At 49.2% G+C, this 16,153-nt stretch carries 17 protein-coding genes; 5 read left to right on the forward strand and 12 right to left on the reverse strand.

Annotated features, from left to right (window positions below; translation table 11 throughout):
- The first annotated feature begins 22 nt into the window (after positions 1–22).
- On the forward strand, positions 23–217 hold the full coding sequence (locus ACIOZM_RS18980; protein ID WP_401216330.1) for a hypothetical protein: 195 nt from the start codon (positions 23–25) through the stop codon (positions 215–217).
- Positions 218–286: 69 nt separating this feature from the next.
- Here ACIOZM_RS18980 and ACIOZM_RS18985 read toward each other — a convergent pair whose 3' ends face one another.
- The 4 genes from ACIOZM_RS18985 to ACIOZM_RS19000 all read right to left on the reverse strand — a co-directional run bounded on the left by ACIOZM_RS18985 (position 287) and on the right by ACIOZM_RS19000 (position 4,004).
- Positions 287–1,495, reverse strand: a complete 1,209-nt coding sequence (locus ACIOZM_RS18985) for a hypothetical protein (RefSeq protein ID WP_401216331.1) — start codon at positions 1,493–1,495, stop codon at positions 287–289.
- A gap of 138 nt (positions 1,496–1,633) precedes the next feature.
- A complete protein-coding gene (locus ACIOZM_RS18990; RefSeq protein ID WP_401216332.1) occupies positions 1,634–3,076 on the reverse strand; it encodes a hypothetical protein in 1,443 nt (480 codons plus the stop codon).
- A gap of 98 nt (positions 3,077–3,174) precedes the next feature.
- Complete coding sequence (locus ACIOZM_RS18995; protein ID WP_401216333.1) at positions 3,175–3,585, reverse strand: hypothetical protein; 411 nt, start codon at positions 3,583–3,585, stop codon at positions 3,175–3,177.
- Positions 3,586–3,638: 53 nt separating this feature from the next.
- On the reverse strand, positions 3,639–4,004 hold the full coding sequence (locus ACIOZM_RS19000) for a histone-like nucleoid-structuring protein, MvaT/MvaU family (protein ID WP_401216334.1): 366 nt from the start codon (positions 4,002–4,004) through the stop codon (positions 3,639–3,641).
- A 200-nt stretch (positions 4,005–4,204) separates the two neighbouring features.
- Here ACIOZM_RS19000 and ACIOZM_RS19005 point away from each other — a divergent pair, with 200 nt between their 5' ends.
- Positions 4,205–4,594 carry a hypothetical protein gene (locus tag ACIOZM_RS19005; RefSeq protein ID WP_401216335.1) on the forward strand — a complete coding sequence of 130 codons (390 nt, stop codon included), beginning with the start codon at positions 4,205–4,207 and terminating at the stop codon, positions 4,592–4,594.
- A gap of 60 nt (positions 4,595–4,654) precedes the next feature.
- On the opposite strand, the gene ACIOZM_RS19010 is transcribed toward ACIOZM_RS19005, so the two are convergent.
- The 7 genes from ACIOZM_RS19010 to ACIOZM_RS19040 all read right to left on the reverse strand — a co-directional run bounded on the left by ACIOZM_RS19010 (position 4,655) and on the right by ACIOZM_RS19040 (position 12,405).
- Positions 4,655–5,770, reverse strand: coding sequence for a DUF4055 domain-containing protein (locus ACIOZM_RS19010; RefSeq protein ID WP_401216336.1), 1,116 nt, complete (start codon positions 5,768–5,770; stop codon positions 4,655–4,657).
- Positions 5,771–6,034: 264 nt separating this feature from the next.
- Entirely contained in the window at positions 6,035–7,561 is a 1,527-nt protein-coding gene (locus ACIOZM_RS19015) for a terminase large subunit domain-containing protein (RefSeq protein ID WP_401216337.1), read from the reverse strand.
- Between the two features lie 130 nt (positions 7,562–7,691).
- The gene (locus tag ACIOZM_RS19020; protein ID WP_401216338.1) at positions 7,692–8,120 is read right to left on the reverse strand and encodes a hypothetical protein; all 429 of its coding nucleotides are present in this window, start codon (positions 8,118–8,120) and stop codon (positions 7,692–7,694) included.
- A gap of 22 nt (positions 8,121–8,142) precedes the next feature.
- Positions 8,143–8,643: a hypothetical protein gene (locus ACIOZM_RS19025; RefSeq protein WP_401216339.1), complete on the reverse strand. Its 501-nt coding sequence runs from the start codon at positions 8,641–8,643 to the stop codon at positions 8,143–8,145.
- A gap of 2 nt (positions 8,644–8,645) precedes the next feature.
- On the reverse strand, positions 8,646–9,143 hold the full coding sequence (locus ACIOZM_RS19030; RefSeq protein WP_401216340.1) for a hypothetical protein: 498 nt from the start codon (positions 9,141–9,143) through the stop codon (positions 8,646–8,648).
- Positions 9,144–9,277: 134 nt separating this feature from the next.
- Positions 9,278–9,937, reverse strand: coding sequence for a hypothetical protein (locus ACIOZM_RS19035; RefSeq protein WP_401216341.1), 660 nt, complete (start codon positions 9,935–9,937; stop codon positions 9,278–9,280).
- 134 nt (positions 9,938–10,071) lie between these two features.
- Positions 10,072–12,405 (reverse strand): DEAD/DEAH box helicase, encoded by a 2,334-nt coding sequence (locus ACIOZM_RS19040; protein WP_401216342.1) that lies wholly within the window; start codon positions 12,403–12,405, stop codon positions 10,072–10,074.
- Positions 12,406–12,856: 451 nt separating this feature from the next.
- On the opposite strand from ACIOZM_RS19040, the gene ACIOZM_RS19045 reads away from it, so the two are divergent.
- The 3 genes from ACIOZM_RS19045 (at position 12,857) to ACIOZM_RS19055 (ending at position 14,958) form a co-directional block, all read left to right on the forward strand.
- Entirely contained in the window at positions 12,857–14,161 is a 1,305-nt protein-coding gene (locus ACIOZM_RS19045) for a hypothetical protein (protein ID WP_401216343.1), read from the forward strand.
- Positions 14,162–14,482: 321 nt separating this feature from the next.
- Entirely contained in the window at positions 14,483–14,704 is a 222-nt protein-coding gene (locus ACIOZM_RS19050; RefSeq protein WP_401216344.1) for a helix-turn-helix transcriptional regulator, read from the forward strand.
- Entirely contained in the window at positions 14,701–14,958 is a 258-nt protein-coding gene (locus ACIOZM_RS19055) for a hypothetical protein (RefSeq protein ID WP_401216345.1), read from the forward strand. The genes ACIOZM_RS19050 and ACIOZM_RS19055 overlap by 4 nt, the downstream gene beginning before the upstream one ends.
- Here the strand turns inward: ACIOZM_RS19055 and ACIOZM_RS19060 are convergent.
- A complete protein-coding gene (locus ACIOZM_RS19060; protein ID WP_401216346.1) occupies positions 14,955–16,046 on the reverse strand; it encodes a tyrosine-type recombinase/integrase in 1,092 nt (363 codons plus the stop codon). The genes ACIOZM_RS19055 and ACIOZM_RS19060 overlap by 4 nt on opposite strands.
- Positions 16,047–16,153 lie beyond the last annotated feature (107 nt).

Genomic DNA, 16,153 nt, shown 5'->3' on the forward strand with positions numbered 1-16,153 from the left:
ATTCCGGACTGGAGAAAGGATTATGAAACTCTTCACACGTCGACCGAAAACAAGAACTGAGATCGAAGAAGAGCAGTTCATCTTAGCCGCAAACGCCCTCAAAACCCTCCAAGTCCCGCTTGGAGGCTGCATGAGCATCGACCCGGAAGAACTTCGCGATCAGATCATTGAGAGCAGAGAGCGATACAAAGACCTGGTGCGCCGGGATGGGCATTGAGGGTTTGACAACAAGATATAGCGCCAGGTAGCTATCAAGAGCAGCCTGCTATCATCAAAACTTGCGCCCCTATTTTTGGTACAATTTCAATCCCTCAAAGTATTCGATAAAGTTGGGCCTGCAAAGATGGTTGACTTTGATTTTCTCCAGCTGAGAATCGATCCAATATCTCATTGTGTGAATATACTGCATTTTCTGCTCATGATTTTCTTTGGATGCAAGTCGCATGAACGTAGGAAGTTCGCCTCCATCAAATTCTTCGTACCGATTGGCCCAAAACAAACCTGCCATTGATGACGCCCTTGTCGAAAGATATGTAATTTGGTAGCCACCATCTTTTCGATCACTTATAAAGCCGTTTTTTACTAAAGTATCTAAAACCAGATTTGTTAAATAGCCCTGAACATATTCACCACGAACAATTGGATTAGGATGCTTGATTTCAGGTATTTCGAAGTTCTCTGGGTAGGATTGGAAGAAGCGGTGAAACATTATCTCCTGCGCACACATGAGAAGGTATATTCCAGGCACATGGAATAGCTTGTTCTTCACCATGTAAGAGATTGTCAAGTCAACCCCCTCTAGGTCTGCAAGAATTTCACGAGCCTGAGATTTCAGAAAGTAATTTTCATCTGTCGCTTTCGAGTGGAAGTCGACGGACTCTTGCATCTCGCTCACACAAACAATTTCATCTCCAGGCTTTATTATCTTTAGCAAAAAGTGTCGTTGCAGGAGATGACCTACTTCATGAAAATAAAGCCATACAACCATCAGTTCGAACATCATGAATCTCGAGCCAAGCATATCATCGGTCAGTTTTTCATGCCGCCGCTCATCGTAAGCAGGTTTCATTAAATCAAATAGCTTGGTTTGTTGATTCGCATTAATCGGAGGAACACCAGAGCCGAATGTTAAGCAAACACTTTGGAAAACTTCATTTAAATCTTTAATAGTAGAAGTTTTTTCACTGAAAATATCAGACATCAAGGGAAATACAAATGCATCCCGATATATTTCTCGTAGCATTCCGAGATTCATTTCAATTATAGGATGCGTTGGATCTAGAACATCGGTTGTCGCGGTAGCATTAACTCGCTCATCAAGTGGTATTTTATAGGTCAACTCACCATTTAATGGGTTGTAAAACTTTCTGTTCACCCAAGATGTGAGGTCATCAAGTATCGGCTTTGCAAGTTTCTCTATGTACTCAATGGACAGGTGCCGGTTTTCCTCGACAATCCTGTTCCACTTCTCCTTTGAATTCCTTTGCTGACTCATAATTTCCTCTCCCTTGGGATCAATAGCACTCGCTACCAATGTTGAAAGAGCCCTGCAGGGCCCGTTTGCACTCAAACCAATATCATACTGCCAGCACTGCGGGGTTGGCCAGCTGGGGTGGATTTATAATATCCTCAGCTAGCCAATAGATTCCTCCGCAAGGTCATCCGATGCCTGGTGATGCACTGGTATATAGTAATATTTGTTGGTCGTTGCGTACTGATTCTCCAAAATACTCCTCGGACTCTGAAGATCAAATCTCATACGATTCATTAGTCCATCTCCTAGGTATCCTTGAATTCCTTGGTCGCTCATAGACATTGCCATGGCTTTCCCGTCAACACGCATCGCTCCTATATCAGCGTTTTGGGGAGGTCGCGCCAAGGTAATCATGCTCGGATAAAGTCTTCGTGATAATTCAAAAAAGCCCCTTGTGTTGAGACATCCCATCACAATGATCTTCCCGTTTATTATCTCCTCAATAAATTCTGTCGGCATATTGAGGGATGGTAAAGGCCTAGCGAGCGCATCAAAGAAACTATCTGTCAGGTTGTATATTGGGTTGCTGCACTTCAACATGCTCATCCAGGAGCTAAACCCAACATATGCGAACTCCGGCTCTTTGTACATGCCAACGTAAAGACATGAATCAATGACGCTTATTGCATATGTGCCATTCTCTTCCAGTCTCTTTCGGCAATCCAAGAGTTCGTCATTGTAGTATTTTATATCGCACTTGGTTTCCGTAATCTTTACTTTTCTGCCAGTTAATTGATCGTACCCCTCATTCGTCTTCAGTGTTGATGACAGGTTCTTCGCTCGATCAGCCTGATTTTTAGTTCGCTTGTACTGCTGCTTTTCAGATCTACTAAAATCCTTGGTGAGGATTGTTTCTGCCAATTTGCAGCCAAGTTCTTCTGAGTGCTCCATGACATCAAGCAATACCTTGCTTTTGCTGCCGCTTTTAACCTCGACGAACGATGTTCCTTGACTATTTCTAAGTGCGATGTCTCCATGATGAACGAATGTAGTAAGATCCGCCATGATGGCTATGGTCATAGGGCATTCGTTATATTGGTCTATGACCTCTTGGATATCTTCAATATTTTTTATAGAGAGATTATCTCCATGCTTGTTCATGGGCAATCGCCTAATTGTTGATTGCTCATCAAAAAGCATATGCCAAACAATAGAGTCGACAAACCTGCGAAGCATATTGTTTTCAAGGCTTAGCTTTTTTATCTTCTCAATGGTTTTAGATTTCTCGACTGAGTTCTTTCTTATGTGGAAGTCACTTTTCTGCGCTTCGAGCGATGATATCTCGGACAGATTTTTACAGACTTCAATTACTATGAGCTTCTGTGCTAGCTTCCATCCATCATGCACTGCGGAGATGAATTCTTGATAGTTCTCACGGTTTTCGCGTGACGGAATCATTTTGTAGATCCCATTTCCGCGAATTAAGTGCAGAAGCCTAACCATCAGCGTCTTGGTGTCACTCTCTATTAGCATCCCTAGCCGGAGGAAACGGTCAAATCCAGGCGGGGCCTTTATTTTCTCACTATCTTCTGTTTCCTTCATGATCTGTCAGTCTCACTGAGTAAGGGATTTCAAATCGGCGGACATAGATTCAGGTGCTACATAGCAAAAAGGCCCCGCAGGGCCCTAATTGTTTGTACTCAAATCGTGGCGCCATTGCCACCAGGTGGTTCGTAACCAGAAACCTCCTCAAGCGTGGCAGCATAGAGATCGTCGATCCGGTCGACAGCTTCATTCATCAAGGCCAAATAGCTTTCCTTGGACTGATGGTCAGGTATCCAAGATAAATCTGTCGGATCGCGCTGAAAGTCTTCCACTAACCCTTTAACCTTCCGATAGACAGCCAATCGACTTAGGATTTTCCCAGGTGGGAATTGACTCCCGAGCTCCGCAGCGAGGCAATAGCCCATTAGGAACGTAGCTAGGTCGACCCCAGCCTGAGCCGCCTGATCCCTTAGATCGGCTAGTTCATACGCAGAATCGAAAAGCTCAGGTCGGCCTGCGAGCGCCCAAAGACCGGAGAATTGTTCAGCATCTTGTGCGTCGCTCATATGGACTCCATGTCAAAGGGCCCGTGGGCCCCTGTTTTTGTACTCAAACAGTCTTACTGAGTGCGCCAAGATTCAACTACATCAGCGCCGAACTCGTTTTTCCATTCTTTCAGCTGACGGTGGTTGCCACCCTTGGTCTCGATCAGCTCACCGGAATTCGGGTTCTTGTAGATCTTGACGTCACGTGCCTTGCGCACAGCCTTTGGAGCGGCTGCGGCAGGAGCGCGTGTGGATGCTTGGGGATCGAGGATAGCGATCACGTTGCGCAAGCTGTAACTGTACTCGGCAAGCAAGGCGCGGAGCTTGGTTTCGAACTCTACTTCTTTCTTCAGGCCCTCGTCGCCTTTCATGGCCTCAAGAGCTGCCAATTGTTCGGCGAGGTGTTTTTCGAGCTGGCGGAATTCTGCAAGGCGGGACATTTGGAGCTCCTGTTGGATGAAGGGGCATTATCCAGTTGTGGTCAGTGCCTAGTCTAGCAATCGGCGTACTAATAAAGGATGGATGCCAGAGCCCTCTAGAACAGGCTCCTTAGGGGGATGACTGCATCGAGAAATCACTATACGATGCCCGCCGCAAAGCTGTCCATTCGCCATCATCTAAGAAATATAGGGAAATTAGCTTGAAGAGTTTTAAAGTATTCGTTGCAGCCGCTCTATCGGTAGCACTGCTGACTGGCTGTGCCGGTGTGCATAAAGTCGCTGACAAACTGGACATGAAAACCGGCACCTATGTTGCTCCTGAAAAGATGGCGACCTTCGTCAAAGGCAAGACCCGCCAGGATGACGTAATCGCCTCCATCGGTTACCCGCCAGTTCGCAACGAAATCAGCGGCAAAGAGATCTGGACTTACCAGTACACCCTGATCACCGCGATTCCTTTCGTGGGAGAGAACAAATCGGAATCCACCGTGTTTGAGTGGAATAAATCCGGCGTGCTGCTCAATGCTTACAAAGCTAACGGCACCGCTGGTGGTAGCGGTAATCCGCTTTTGAACGCCGCAGGAATGTAACAGCAAATTTGATCGAAACTAAAGGCTGTCAGTGATGGCCTTTTTTCTATCTGGGTAATATCAGGCTAGCTCAACTGAGAGCCGATCCTCGTTGTCAGCCAAGTTGAATTCGTTGCCAAGGACGCTCCTGCGCTTCATTTCCTGTAGGTAGTCTTCCCGTGAGATGTCGCCCATTGTTCGCATCGTGGTGAGAGTCGAGAGCTCCTGAGCATCACTTGTAACGCCGTAGTCAGTATTGATATCGACATGAAATTCGGCGTCAGGGAGTCTGTTGAAATACGCGAGCCAACCGAAGCCCTGAGAGAGAGCACTGCTGAGATTGATGGTAGTCATTGCGACCCGGTTGTTCGTCTCGCCAGCCCTGAGTGTTCGCCCTTGAGCCGTCTCAGCTACACCAGTGTTCTCAAGCATATCCAGGCCGTAGGATTGCATCTGCATCTCAAGATCGCGTATCGAATCACGACCGGCACCAATCGCGGCACCTGAGTGTTCGACGTACTTTAGATCAGCCCCAATGTCGCCCTTAATCGCGTACTCGGCACCAATGGCAATAGAGGCGTCATCAGCTACGCCCGAGGCGAAAAGCACGGGAATCCTGGCAACCCGGAGAATATTTAGCTGATCAGATTTCTCTTGCCAGTGCTGCACGTTCCCGTAAGCAAGGTCGATCAGCGGAGGCGCTGCCATCAACTCGCCACTTGCGACGACGGGCGAAGAATGCACCGCGACGACAGGGATCTCTTTGAGAGCAAATGGCTGCTCAAGAGCGATAGGAGATCCATCTTCACCATCGTAGAGAGACCATGTCACGACTTCTCCGTCCCTCTTGAAAACGCGAACTCGGGTGACCTCTTTTTCGCCCCATTCGCCGTCAGCAACCACAGCAGACTCTTTGATTCTGATTTCCGTGAGTTTGTCGTCTTCGTCCATCCTAAACCCGAGCACACGGTCTCCAGGAAGATGATACAGGTAGGGTCTGCCGCCGTTTACAGCCTTGTCAGCACAGAGGAAGCTCGTACCCATCCTGATTGCATCTTCAAGAATGGTCGAGCCGAGCGCAGTAACCCCTGTTCCTTTGCCATCAACGTTGACGGAATATTCATCAGCGAACTCTTGGTGAGTTTCACTCTTAACCCCAACAGGACGGGTAAATGGTTTTGCAGCGAGATTCTTCACAATCCTATCGAAGAAATTAACCAGATATGACCGATCTAGTCTTCGCTTGTACGAAGGCGGAGATTCCCCTGGCTCCATTGGCAGGTATTTAGTTCTTAGGGCTCGCATTGCCTTAGTGCCACCGAGCAAGTCACGGATAATCTCGCGATCATCATGGTATTTCTGGCAGCGCAAAGTGCGTTGACTAACTGACATATATAGCGCCTATTCTTATTATTGTTTGGCTACAATTATTGTACTTTGTTTGACGGCAAACTTCTGAGACTAGCGAATCCCTTGTTGAATTGAAGTTACTGGACGCTTCCAGGTTAAGCGGTAAGCCAGGGCATCCCAAGCATGGTCATCACCACACTTACTAACGCTATCCAGTTGATCCTCATCCCTCTGAAGTTCCGGAATCGACGAATTCAGGAACCGGCAGTTAGTGAAGAAGTAGATGTGCGGTTTGCCCGGATCTTGCTCAATGGTTGCTTGCAAACGACCGAACATGAGCTGCGCACTGGTCACCCTAGAGCCCGGCGACTTGTCAGAGTTAACGAACGTCATGCCTTCTGCAGCCAGATCCTTAGCGACTGTAGGGGCGCTACCCTGATCAACCTTGCTGCCGTTATAAATTTGATTGTCAGCAGGGCCTGGAGTGACCTTGGCGTGGTTCTTCAGGATGGTTTCCTGAAGCTTGAGTTCACGCTTCTTGAGCCGCTTGCCGATGTTGCCAGCACTGAGGAACAGACCCAGGTCGCGCTTCTGTTGAGTGCCATCTGGGTTTAGCGGAGTGCCGTAATCTTCACCCACCACTATGATCGAGCCCTTCGGTGGACAGAATGGACGTCCGTTCACCATGACTGATTCGCCGTTCGCTTCGGCAGTCCAGATGCAACAGAAAGGTGTCGATTGGCCGTAGTCGAATGACCTCTCGACTTTCCAGTGAACCGGGATCGTGAATGGCTGCATGAGCAACACATCTTTCTTCCAGAGCGCAGCGAACATCGCAGTGTCATCGACAGCTTCCCAGTCCCCGAGCAACCATGACGCACGCTTCGCCGGGTCACTGATCGTCCGGAGCCAATGCTTGTACTCGTCATTCAAATGCGGGTTTTCGAACACCGTACCGAAGATTGCGCACTTGTCCCTCTGGCCGTTTTTGTACTCAATCTGACCGCTGATTTTGCCGTCAATAAATCGGGCTTTAACCCATCGCTTACCCACACCCCAGGGGTTCGTGGTCGACCTGACCTGCAGGGGTGGCATGAGCGGCTGGGCTTTCGCGGGCTGATAAGACGTTCGCAGCGTCGACATCATCGACTCATAGATCTCGTCAGTAGCCCAGGTGGTCAGCTCGTCCCACCCAATAAACGAATACTCCTGACCGTGGAATTTCGCTTCGTACTGCTCCTTTTTCTCGATGTAATCGAAGATCAGGACTTCACCAGTCGGGAACGTCCATTCGCGCATCGATTTGTTGTAAGTCGCGCCAGGGAACAGCTTCGGGAAAAGCCGGTGACTCTTGACGATCAAGTCCTTCAGGGACGAGAACTGACGACGCAGGATCACTCCGCGCCAGTAGCTGCCCCAACCTTGGCCAACATGTTGACCGAAAGCCATCAACAGACATTCCGACTTCCCGTTACCCCGAGACCCATGGAACAGAACCTCTTTGACCAGGTTCCGAGGTTGGCCGGTGATGAGGAGCATGCCTTGAGAGCTGAGCCCACCACCTGCGCCGGGGATGGGTTCCCATAGGACGCGCCTAGTCGCCTTAGCGATCTGCGTAAGGTTCCCGAAAGAGCTCATAAGCGCACCTTTCCGGCCTTAGTGTCCCGTATACGGATCACAAAGCACCTTCCCGTACCGCATGCAGTACAAAGGAAGAGCCTTGTTTGCGCACAAGCGCCTGGCGTTGTTTGATCACAAACCATCCGCGTCAATGCTGCACATCTAGAAGGAAAATTGCGTCTACTACATACACGTAGTCGCTGAAGACTGGATTTTCAGGCGCTCTAGTAGATGGATCGAACAGTTTCTGCCCATCGAAGTATATGAAGTGCAACATTCCAGACTTCGTTTTTACTTGATAGATAGCGCGCCGACCTTGGACACTCATGATGTTTTTATGAGCGGCATCGAATGTCAAAGTACAGGCATCATGTATGCCAGACTCTAAATTAAACCCAATAAGTGGCACATAGATCGGGATGGAGTTAAATTTGCCTAGGATTGCGGCGCACATCTCCTGCATGGTTAAACCAGTGTCACGACCATTCAAGCGTTTGAGGGTGTTTTCATATGTATCACACATGGCGTTGGCCAATACTGCAACACCGCAATCGCCCCAGCTTTTTTGCTTAATCATCCGAGTACCTTTCTTCTTATTGTTATGAGAGTTCGTTTGTTTTTGTTTTTGCGAGCAAATGAGCGTCGGATTGCTGTTGCTGGAGTAGCTGATCCAGGTCTTGGCCGGCACCAAGTGTAGTAACCAGGGCAATCCCAGTGCCTGTTTGCAGGCCTTCTTTGCGAATCACAACTTCGCGTCTGGCCGGTGGTGAAAATTGCTCAGGGAACATGCGCTGCAAAATATCAATTGCTACTCGTGGGTCATTCATCGCCCCCTTGATCGCCGCATCACTTATTTTTTGGCCTAATTTGGCTCTGGAAACCTCTATGGAGTCCAAAAACTCTAATAACAGTTCGTCACTAGGGCTGAGGTTGTCGCGATCTGGGTTACTGTCAGATATCTCCTGAGCAAGGGATTTCCAGTGGTAATAAGTCGATTTAGGAAGCCCGATTGCACCCACAGCCACCTCAACTACCGGTGTCTTTGTGAGTGCAGTAGAGAGACGCTTGATCAGGTCTTTATTGAGTGCTCTAGTGCCCATGCTTACTCCAGAAACCTGACGCCGTACTTCGCGATCATCAGGCTGTCGGAGATCCCGTCGCAGGTCTTTCTTTTGATCTCGCCCTTACGCTTATAGGGCTTTCCGTAAATCTGCGATTCCCCGAAAACCTCGTAAGCGATCTCGGCGATTTGCTCCTTGGATAGACCTGAGAGGCTCTGGTGACCTCGCCACTCCTGCGGTCGCGAATACCGAACCTCTGAGCACAGGCACTCAGCAACAGCCCTGACGGCACCAAAGGCATCGCCGAAATTGAACATGCTGACGACACCCTGACCTGGCCTAGCACCTACCAACTCCACAACCGCCAGTTCAGGTTTGTGGAGACTGATGAAGTCAAAAACCGGACGCGGATCAACCCGACGCTTATTGCCGTCAAGTGTGATGGTTGGCATTGGAATACAAGCAATTAAGTTGAATCGCTCGTCGATGATGGATAGTCCACCGGAGAGACCTGGATCGATCCCCAAGATCTTACGCATGTCGTGCTCTTATTATTATTCTTATGCAGATATTGTAACACTAATATAAAGGCTTTATTTGTGCGCAAAATTTAAGCAAAAAAAAGAGCCATCGTGGCCCTTGTGTTCTGTACGTCATGTTTGATATTTCAGGATTACTTTCCGAAGGTTGCTACGAGCTTCTTGTACTTGTCGGTTGCTCTAAACGACTCTTCTTCGCCTTGGTAACAGTATTCAAAACCCTCCTTTGAAATCCATTCCTCTTGGGTCATCCTGGTGCCATCTTTGCGGGGTCTTGACCAAGGGCAGATAATCCCTTTCTCTTGAAGGATGAAGATAATGTGCACGCCGTTCTGTTCCGCAACTGCTCTGTACTTCTTCGCATCTACCAATGTAGGAATGACACCTTTGATTTCGAACACGATCTTCGGGTTGTTCGGATCAACAGAGTCAGGTTGGTATGTGTGCTCAACAACGTACCTGAGCTTTTGTTCCTTCGGCTCGTATTCGCACTCCTGCAGACCGCCAAAAATCATAATGAATGCTTCGGGCCAACTCCGATAAGGCTTCGGGACTGGCGGGAGGTCAGGAAGGAAAATTACATCTTCGACTGTCACGACACGTCCATTGTAATGCTGGGCGTTGTAATCGTTCCAAGGCACCTTGTGGAGCGCATGCAGGCATGTCTGGGCGATGCTAAACAAAAGACCTCGGTCGAGCTCCCTAAACCCCCATGGTTTCAACAGGCAAGCCCTTACCTCGTCAACTTCCCCCATATCAATTTGATGTTGCGAGATATCAATAAAAGCGGTCATATAGCCTTTTCCTTTTTATTCTTGCTATACCTTCCATAATAAATATGAGCATTTGGCCGTTCAATAGCGTTTAGCAAGTTTGTCAAAATATTTATATTGGGTATATTGCAGCGCCTTCCTTGGCGCTTGATACATCAGATGTATCGTGTCATTTGAGCCAGTGATTTCGGGCTAATGATGTAGAAGAACCGCTTGTTCGTTGTCTCGTGCTTTTTGACGACAAGTCCGAACTGACTGAAGATCTTCGTGATATCCGCCTTCTTGGCTTGATCGCTTTTTGCAGAGCTCATCCTGATTCCGGCTTTGAGGACGTCAGTGCGGATGGCGTTCAGGCTGTCGAACAGCTCGACACTGTGATCACCAGTCCAGCCGTTGCCCGATGTCATTGCGGTCAGTGCTGGCTTCAGCAGGGCCATTACCTTTTTCGAGCTGCGCTCATCTGTTGCGTCAAGGGCTTCAGCGGTGCCGATCAGCTCGCGGAACTTTATGATCTTTGATTCACCGTCGCCAGAGCCCCAGACCATCGCGTCGTCCAAGTTGAAATCAGAGACTTTCATGACTGCGATTGCCCTAGCGCGTGATGCCTCCAAGTGCTCATGCTCGTTGACTGAGCCGTACTCCTTTACACGCTGGGTAGTTGCTTCATCGGCCTTAGCAGCGCTGTTGAGGCCTTTGGCGATCTGGCGCTTTACTGCCTTGCGAGCCTGGCTATCCGCTTTGAATCCGGAGAGAGAAAGGTCATCGTCATGCTCCAGGACTTCGACTTCAAAACCACGTGCGAGCAGGCTTGCTGGGAGTGCCGCCTGGATGTTGTCTCGCAGCCATGCCTCGCTTTTGCGATGCCCGTACTCCAGAAAGCGGAAGTTAATTGCCGCAACCTCAGCGCTAACCAATCTCTGAAGCTTGGCGCCTTGAGCAGCATCAAACATCTTCTTGGCATCAGCCTGGGCTTGATTGATCGCTACATCATTTTCTTCATCTGACTTATCAGGGTCGCGCATAAAAACTGGCGGGACGTATGCATCAGCTTTCAGGTGTGGGACGAGATCATCAAGAGCAATAGGACTGCACTTGTAGGTCGCTTCAACAGCTTCAGACTTGCTGTACGTCGGCTGCTTGATGCCGACTACGAAGCTCTTGGCAGTGCGATCACGACGAAGCATCTGAATCGCATCACTAGGCACCACTTGGCCTTGGAACACTCCGAAATGCGCCTTGAAGTGGCCTGACGTGATAGACAGCGCAGAGGTGATCACTGGGCTGTAGATAACCACCTGGTGTGTAGTGGAGTTCGGGTCAGCGATGAAAGCAGCTTGCTCTGGCCACAGAGCATTGTCAGCAGTGATTACGAGCGCGGCTGGCCCGCCTTGCTTCTCAATAGATTTAGCCAGTGCCAGAGCTTCTTTCACAGCATCGCAAGCGATCAAGGTGTTCATCTCGCACGCCGATTTGATGGCCAGTGCTCTGACGTGGTTGATGTCACCTGTATGTACAGTGATACCAGCATGAGCTGCAGGCTTCTTGAACAGCTTGTAGCCCGTGCCGATCATCTCAGCACAACGAGCATCAATGTCGGCATCGCTCATGATGACGCTTGCTGTGTGTTTGACGACAAAATCCAGGGTTTCCCACACAGCCTGGCGGTTCTTTACTTCGCCGCCGAGGACGTGGGAGAGCACCTGAGAGGCCTCATCAATGACCACAAGGTCGACCTCCTGGATGAAGCGTTTGAATTTCAGTGCAGTGAGCGAGTTGACGACAATCTTCAGGCCTTTTGCGTTTTGCAGGTCGCTGGGATCGTTGCACTCGTCGTAGCTGACGATGCCCGGCAGGTTTGCCAGGGTTTTGTTGATTGAGCGACGGTGGGAGATCACAAGTACCTTCCTGCCGGTATCCAAGTAGTGTTGGATGACAGGCTCGTTGATGATCGTTGATTTGCCCTCGCCGGTCGGCAGGCTGATAAGGTATTTGCCGCCGTCTGCCAGGATGATGTCGCGAATGGCTTCTGGAGTCTCGGTGGGGATGCCCGTGTCGGTCAGTGCGTTGGTTTTGGAGTTCATCCGGGCGGTCAGGAATTGAAGCTTGCCGTTGATGGCCGTGACGCAAGATTCTTGAGTGCGTCCAGTTGCTTCAGCGAGTGCCTGTGCTTTCTCTTGGGTTTTTCCAGAAACGAAGACATCACGAGCGATTTCAAATGCTGCTGTGTCGAATGCTTTGTCGCTGCTGTCAGCTTTCACGATCATCAGGGCGATAGCGATTTTCGACATGCTGTAGATCGACTTTGTGATTTGCCCGTCGTTTGCACTGTGCAGGCCAGAAGCTGTTTTATAAGCCACTGAGACAGCGTCCAGCACGTTTCCGTCGATAGACATGAGTCGAGTAGTGCTTGCGTATTCTCTGAGCTCAAGAGCAGTTGCAAGGGCCTCTTGGTTGTTTTCGATAACTACTATGTTTGATGCGTTGTTCATACAGCGTTCCTTTTCTTATTTGAGACTCTCTCGCCTCTATGTAGCTAGTATCGAAAATGAGCAAAAGGCGTTGCAATACCTCGACTGAAGATTAGGTAAAATAATTAAATCGGGTATACATGTATTTCTTCGACCGCATTTCAAAAAGTCTCTCTTAACCAAAGGTTTTACACAGCCCCAGCAACCCCATCTACCACCTCTTTATTTAAGAAAGAAAACAGAATAAGGGTGGTAGATGGGGTGATCGGGCGACGTCACATCTTTGGCTAAGAAAAACTTGACGGTCAATGCCTCGACGAAAATAAACACCAATGAACCAGCAATGAACACCTAAAGGCCCATCAAAGACCCAGTCAAAATATTTTATTGAGAAAAGGTATTGCGTGACCCATTGCTCCATTTGTTTAATGGATACAGATGAGCGAAAGACTCATAAAAAAGGAAAGGTCAAATGATTAACTACTCAACGCAATCATGGGCATCAACGAACACCCTAACATCATCTAAAGTCAGCAACCTGCATGAGCTTTTTGAGAAAAGCTTCGCAAGTCCGCTTGTACTTGCAGATAAGGAGCGCGCCCAAACTTTCGTACCAGCCAACTTTCGTGTTCCGGTACGCCACGCCGAAAACGTGATCAATTCCACGCTGGTGGTCTTCGATGTCGATCAGAAGCTCGGCGCAGGATATGACGACGACATGATCCAGCTCGAAGAAGTTGAAGATGCTCTTATCGACCTGTGCCTTGAGCACATCGTGTACACAAGCCACTCTCATACCCAGGAAGCCCCACGCTTTCGGATCGTCATCACTCCGTCCCGTCCAGTCTTCCCTGAGGAGCACGACACGATCTACGCCGCCATCTTGGAGCAGATCGATGACTTCCTTGGTGGTCGCATGCTGAGGGCCCTAGATCCATGCTGGAAGAGCCTGTCGCACTGCTTCTATGTGTACACAGCGCATCCCGAGCGCAAGCAGTTCGCTATCAGCTTCTATAACCCCGGCAATACTGCTGACGTCAACGAATACAAACTGCACATGTCCAGCTACGGCCTCGATGTCGAGTACAAGCCCGGTGCTGCACGCAAGGCTTCAGGTGGGACAGGCGCAAGAGGAAGGTCATATCAGCTCAACCGCATTGTTGGCGGCATGATCACATCTTCGACAGAAGAAGAGATCGCCCAGCGCCTGTTTGAGTACGACAACACCGAGCACGCTGGGAATGAATACTTCCGTGACCGCATATACAGTCGTAACCGACTTCTCCCAGGGGAAAGCCAAGACGCAGCAGCATGGCGATCTTGTAAGACTTTCGCGAAGTCACACATCAACTCTCTAAAGCGCAAATTCCGCAAACAAGACGACATCAAGATCGTCGATGCAAAGGCGCAATCCCGAGAGCCAATGCCAACCCATGACGCTATGATTAAGTTCAGGTCTGTCAAAAACCAACCAACAAAAAAAGGAGGACAATCAGCGCTAGTTGAAATGCAGGTAATGTCAGGTGAGCACGCCGGACGCCACTTTTGGCACCGCTTCTACGGCGACGGCAACCACCCGACAGCGATCAAAATCAGTAAGTCTATCCAAGATAAAATCGCCAAGGCCACCAAAACGGATATGCAACAGCTGATGGACTTAATCAAAGCAGAAGGCCATATAGTTCTCGCGAGAATTAAACAAAATCCCGGAACTAACGGATTCCCCGCACAGAACGAAATCGGTGATTTACATTTGACAACAAACCACACAAACTAAAAGAATGTGGTATCATTAGTCATGCCTTGAAGTTTAATTCCTTTTCCTTCTGGGTTTGCCTACTAGCCCCGTACGGTCTCTCTCCCGACGGGGCTTTTTTATGCTCGTAGGATTAACAATAAGACGATCAAAGTATACTTTCTACATACTCTGAGTTAACGGTATGCGCTGCGTAGACTGTTTAAAAGATGCTCTCTGCGCCTTGACGGAATCTGGAAAAACATATTCCATATATTGACAAACCCAAGGTACGACACCTGGATTTCAGAGAGAGATGGGGGCACTGACGGTCATGACGGCGGGTGCTTTCGAGATAGTGAAATGCAAAAAGGAATCGCGCAGGAAATGGGCTTTCTGACCGAAGATGACGTAGCCCACCTGTTTAACGTGAGCAAATCGACGCTCGAAAATTGGAGAAGGAATAGCACCGGCCCGGCATACGCATATGCGGGAAATAGCTTCTTTTACCCGGTGAGGGGTATTAGTGCCTTCCTGATGGCCAGGGTCAAAGGGTTTGGCTTTGGACAGGGAGAGTGCGCATGAACAATGAAATGAATGTAGATCATGCCGCCAAACGAAATACTCTGGCAAATGAGCTGGGCTTCATGACCGAAGATCAGGTTGCATTGCTTGCGATGGTGAAACCAGCAACGGTAGAAGATTGGCGGAAGCGAGGAAATGGCCCCAGCTACACTCGCTTCGGATCAGCATATTTCTACGACATCGACGACGTAAAGGAGCATCTGAAGTCGCTGACCAAGCAAAAGAGCAGAGAGGCCATCCTTAGGTCAATTTAAGCCGTTGCTAAGGTCTTGGCAGCCTGGGCCCCCAGAAGGTCATTGAAAGCCTTCTGCACATCCTTGGCTTTGATATGCGTATATCTCCGGAGCATTGCCCAGTCGCGATGACCGGAGATCAACGCCACTTGTTCTATCCGAAGCCCAATAGTAAACAGCTTCCCGATGGCCCCGTGTCGAAGATCGTGGAAATGAAGGTCTTCAATTCCGCACTTCTGGCAAATTCTGGTAAACGAAGAGCTCACCGACCTCTGATTGAATGGGAAAACGCGCCCTTTCTTTCTATCACCCACGTGCGTCATGGCAATATCCCAAGCCGCAGGAAGTAACGGCACCGTCTGGTCGTTCCCCAGTTTTTCTTGTGGATGCTTCCTATTCCTGATCACCACGGTTTTGTCTTCGTAGTTAATGTCTTCGATCAGAATCGAGCACACTTCTTCCTGTCGCATTGCTGATGCCAGCGCAAAAGCTATCAGGTGAGGCATAGGAATCTTTTGCCTAGAGCCTTTTGCTTCATATGCCGCAAATATCTTCTCAAGCTCAGCTTCAGTGGCCTCCCGCTCACGTCTTTTACTTCTTGTATTGATTCCCCTTCGCGCAAGGCTCCCCCGAATCTCGTTCGCAATTCCTGCATTAACATCGTAATGCTTAACGTCACGAGCCCAGTGCAAGATCGTGGAAATATACGAGAGATCAACAGCGATAGTGACGCCTGAAACAGTCGTACCGGCCTGGGTCTTTTTTCTCACTCGCCTATCGACGAACTCACGTAGGTGAAGAATTGAGAAATCCGACATGAGCACACCCTTGAACTCAGACTTTAACCTCTTGAGGGTTGCCTTCTTATTTTTACCATGTGGCTTTACTGGATCTGTCTCTTCGACATACTTGTCAACGAAGTCCGCGAACGTTGACCCCTTGGGGGTTTGAGCTGTTCCGATGGCTTTGATGCTCTCTAGCTTGCTCTCCATCTCAGCCGCCCAGCGCTTGGCATCAGCATGCTTCTTGAAGGTCTCTCCCTTGCGCACGCCATTTCTCATCACCTGAGCGCGCCAGCTGCCGCTTGGAAGCCTTACAATACTCGCCATCGTGTGCAATCCGTGTTCAGTCCTAGACACCTGAATAATACACTGCACACACACCTCATGCACACCGCGTGTGCAACGAAGCTACACACGAAGGCCTTTTAGTGAAT

The sequence above is a fragment of the Pseudomonas sp. NPDC087346 genome (assembly GCF_044744235.1).
Lineage (GTDB): Bacteria > Pseudomonadota > Gammaproteobacteria > Pseudomonadales > Pseudomonadaceae > Aquipseudomonas.

Excerpts from the sequence above, each read along its gene's own strand:
- ACIOZM_RS18980 (WP_401216330.1), top strand. The coding sequence starts at position 23 with ATGAAACTCTTCACACGTCGACCGAAAACAAGAACTGAGATCGAAGAA.
- ACIOZM_RS18985 (WP_401216331.1), bottom strand. The coding sequence starts at position 1,495 with ATGAGTCAGCAAAGGAATTCAAAGGAGAAGTGGAACAGGATTGTCGAG.
- ACIOZM_RS18990 (WP_401216332.1), bottom strand. The coding sequence starts at position 3,076 with ATGAAGGAAACAGAAGATAGTGAGAAAATAAAGGCCCCGCCTGGATTT.
- ACIOZM_RS18995 (WP_401216333.1), bottom strand. The coding sequence starts at position 3,585 with ATGAGCGACGCACAAGATGCTGAACAATTCTCCGGTCTTTGGGCGCTC.
- ACIOZM_RS19000 (WP_401216334.1), bottom strand. The coding sequence starts at position 4,004 with ATGTCCCGCCTTGCAGAATTCCGCCAGCTCGAAAAACACCTCGCCGAA.
- ACIOZM_RS19015 (WP_401216337.1), bottom strand. The coding sequence starts at position 7,561 with ATGAGCTCTTTCGGGAACCTTACGCAGATCGCTAAGGCGACTAGGCGC.
- ACIOZM_RS19020 (WP_401216338.1), bottom strand. The coding sequence starts at position 8,120 with ATGATTAAGCAAAAAAGCTGGGGCGATTGCGGTGTTGCAGTATTGGCC.
- ACIOZM_RS19025 (WP_401216339.1), bottom strand. The coding sequence starts at position 8,643 with ATGGGCACTAGAGCACTCAATAAAGACCTGATCAAGCGTCTCTCTACT.
- ACIOZM_RS19030 (WP_401216340.1), bottom strand. The coding sequence starts at position 9,143 with ATGCGTAAGATCTTGGGGATCGATCCAGGTCTCTCCGGTGGACTATCC.
- ACIOZM_RS19035 (WP_401216341.1), bottom strand. The coding sequence starts at position 9,937 with ATGACCGCTTTTATTGATATCTCGCAACATCAAATTGATATGGGGGAA.
- ACIOZM_RS19040 (WP_401216342.1), bottom strand. The coding sequence starts at position 12,405 with ATGAACAACGCATCAAACATAGTAGTTATCGAAAACAACCAAGAGGCC.
- ACIOZM_RS19045 (WP_401216343.1), top strand. The coding sequence starts at position 12,857 with ATGATTAACTACTCAACGCAATCATGGGCATCAACGAACACCCTAACA.
- ACIOZM_RS19050 (WP_401216344.1), top strand. The coding sequence starts at position 14,483 with ATGCAAAAAGGAATCGCGCAGGAAATGGGCTTTCTGACCGAAGATGAC.
- ACIOZM_RS19055 (WP_401216345.1), top strand. The coding sequence starts at position 14,701 with ATGAACAATGAAATGAATGTAGATCATGCCGCCAAACGAAATACTCTG.
- ACIOZM_RS19060 (WP_401216346.1), bottom strand. The coding sequence starts at position 16,046 with ATGGCGAGTATTGTAAGGCTTCCAAGCGGCAGCTGGCGCGCTCAGGTG.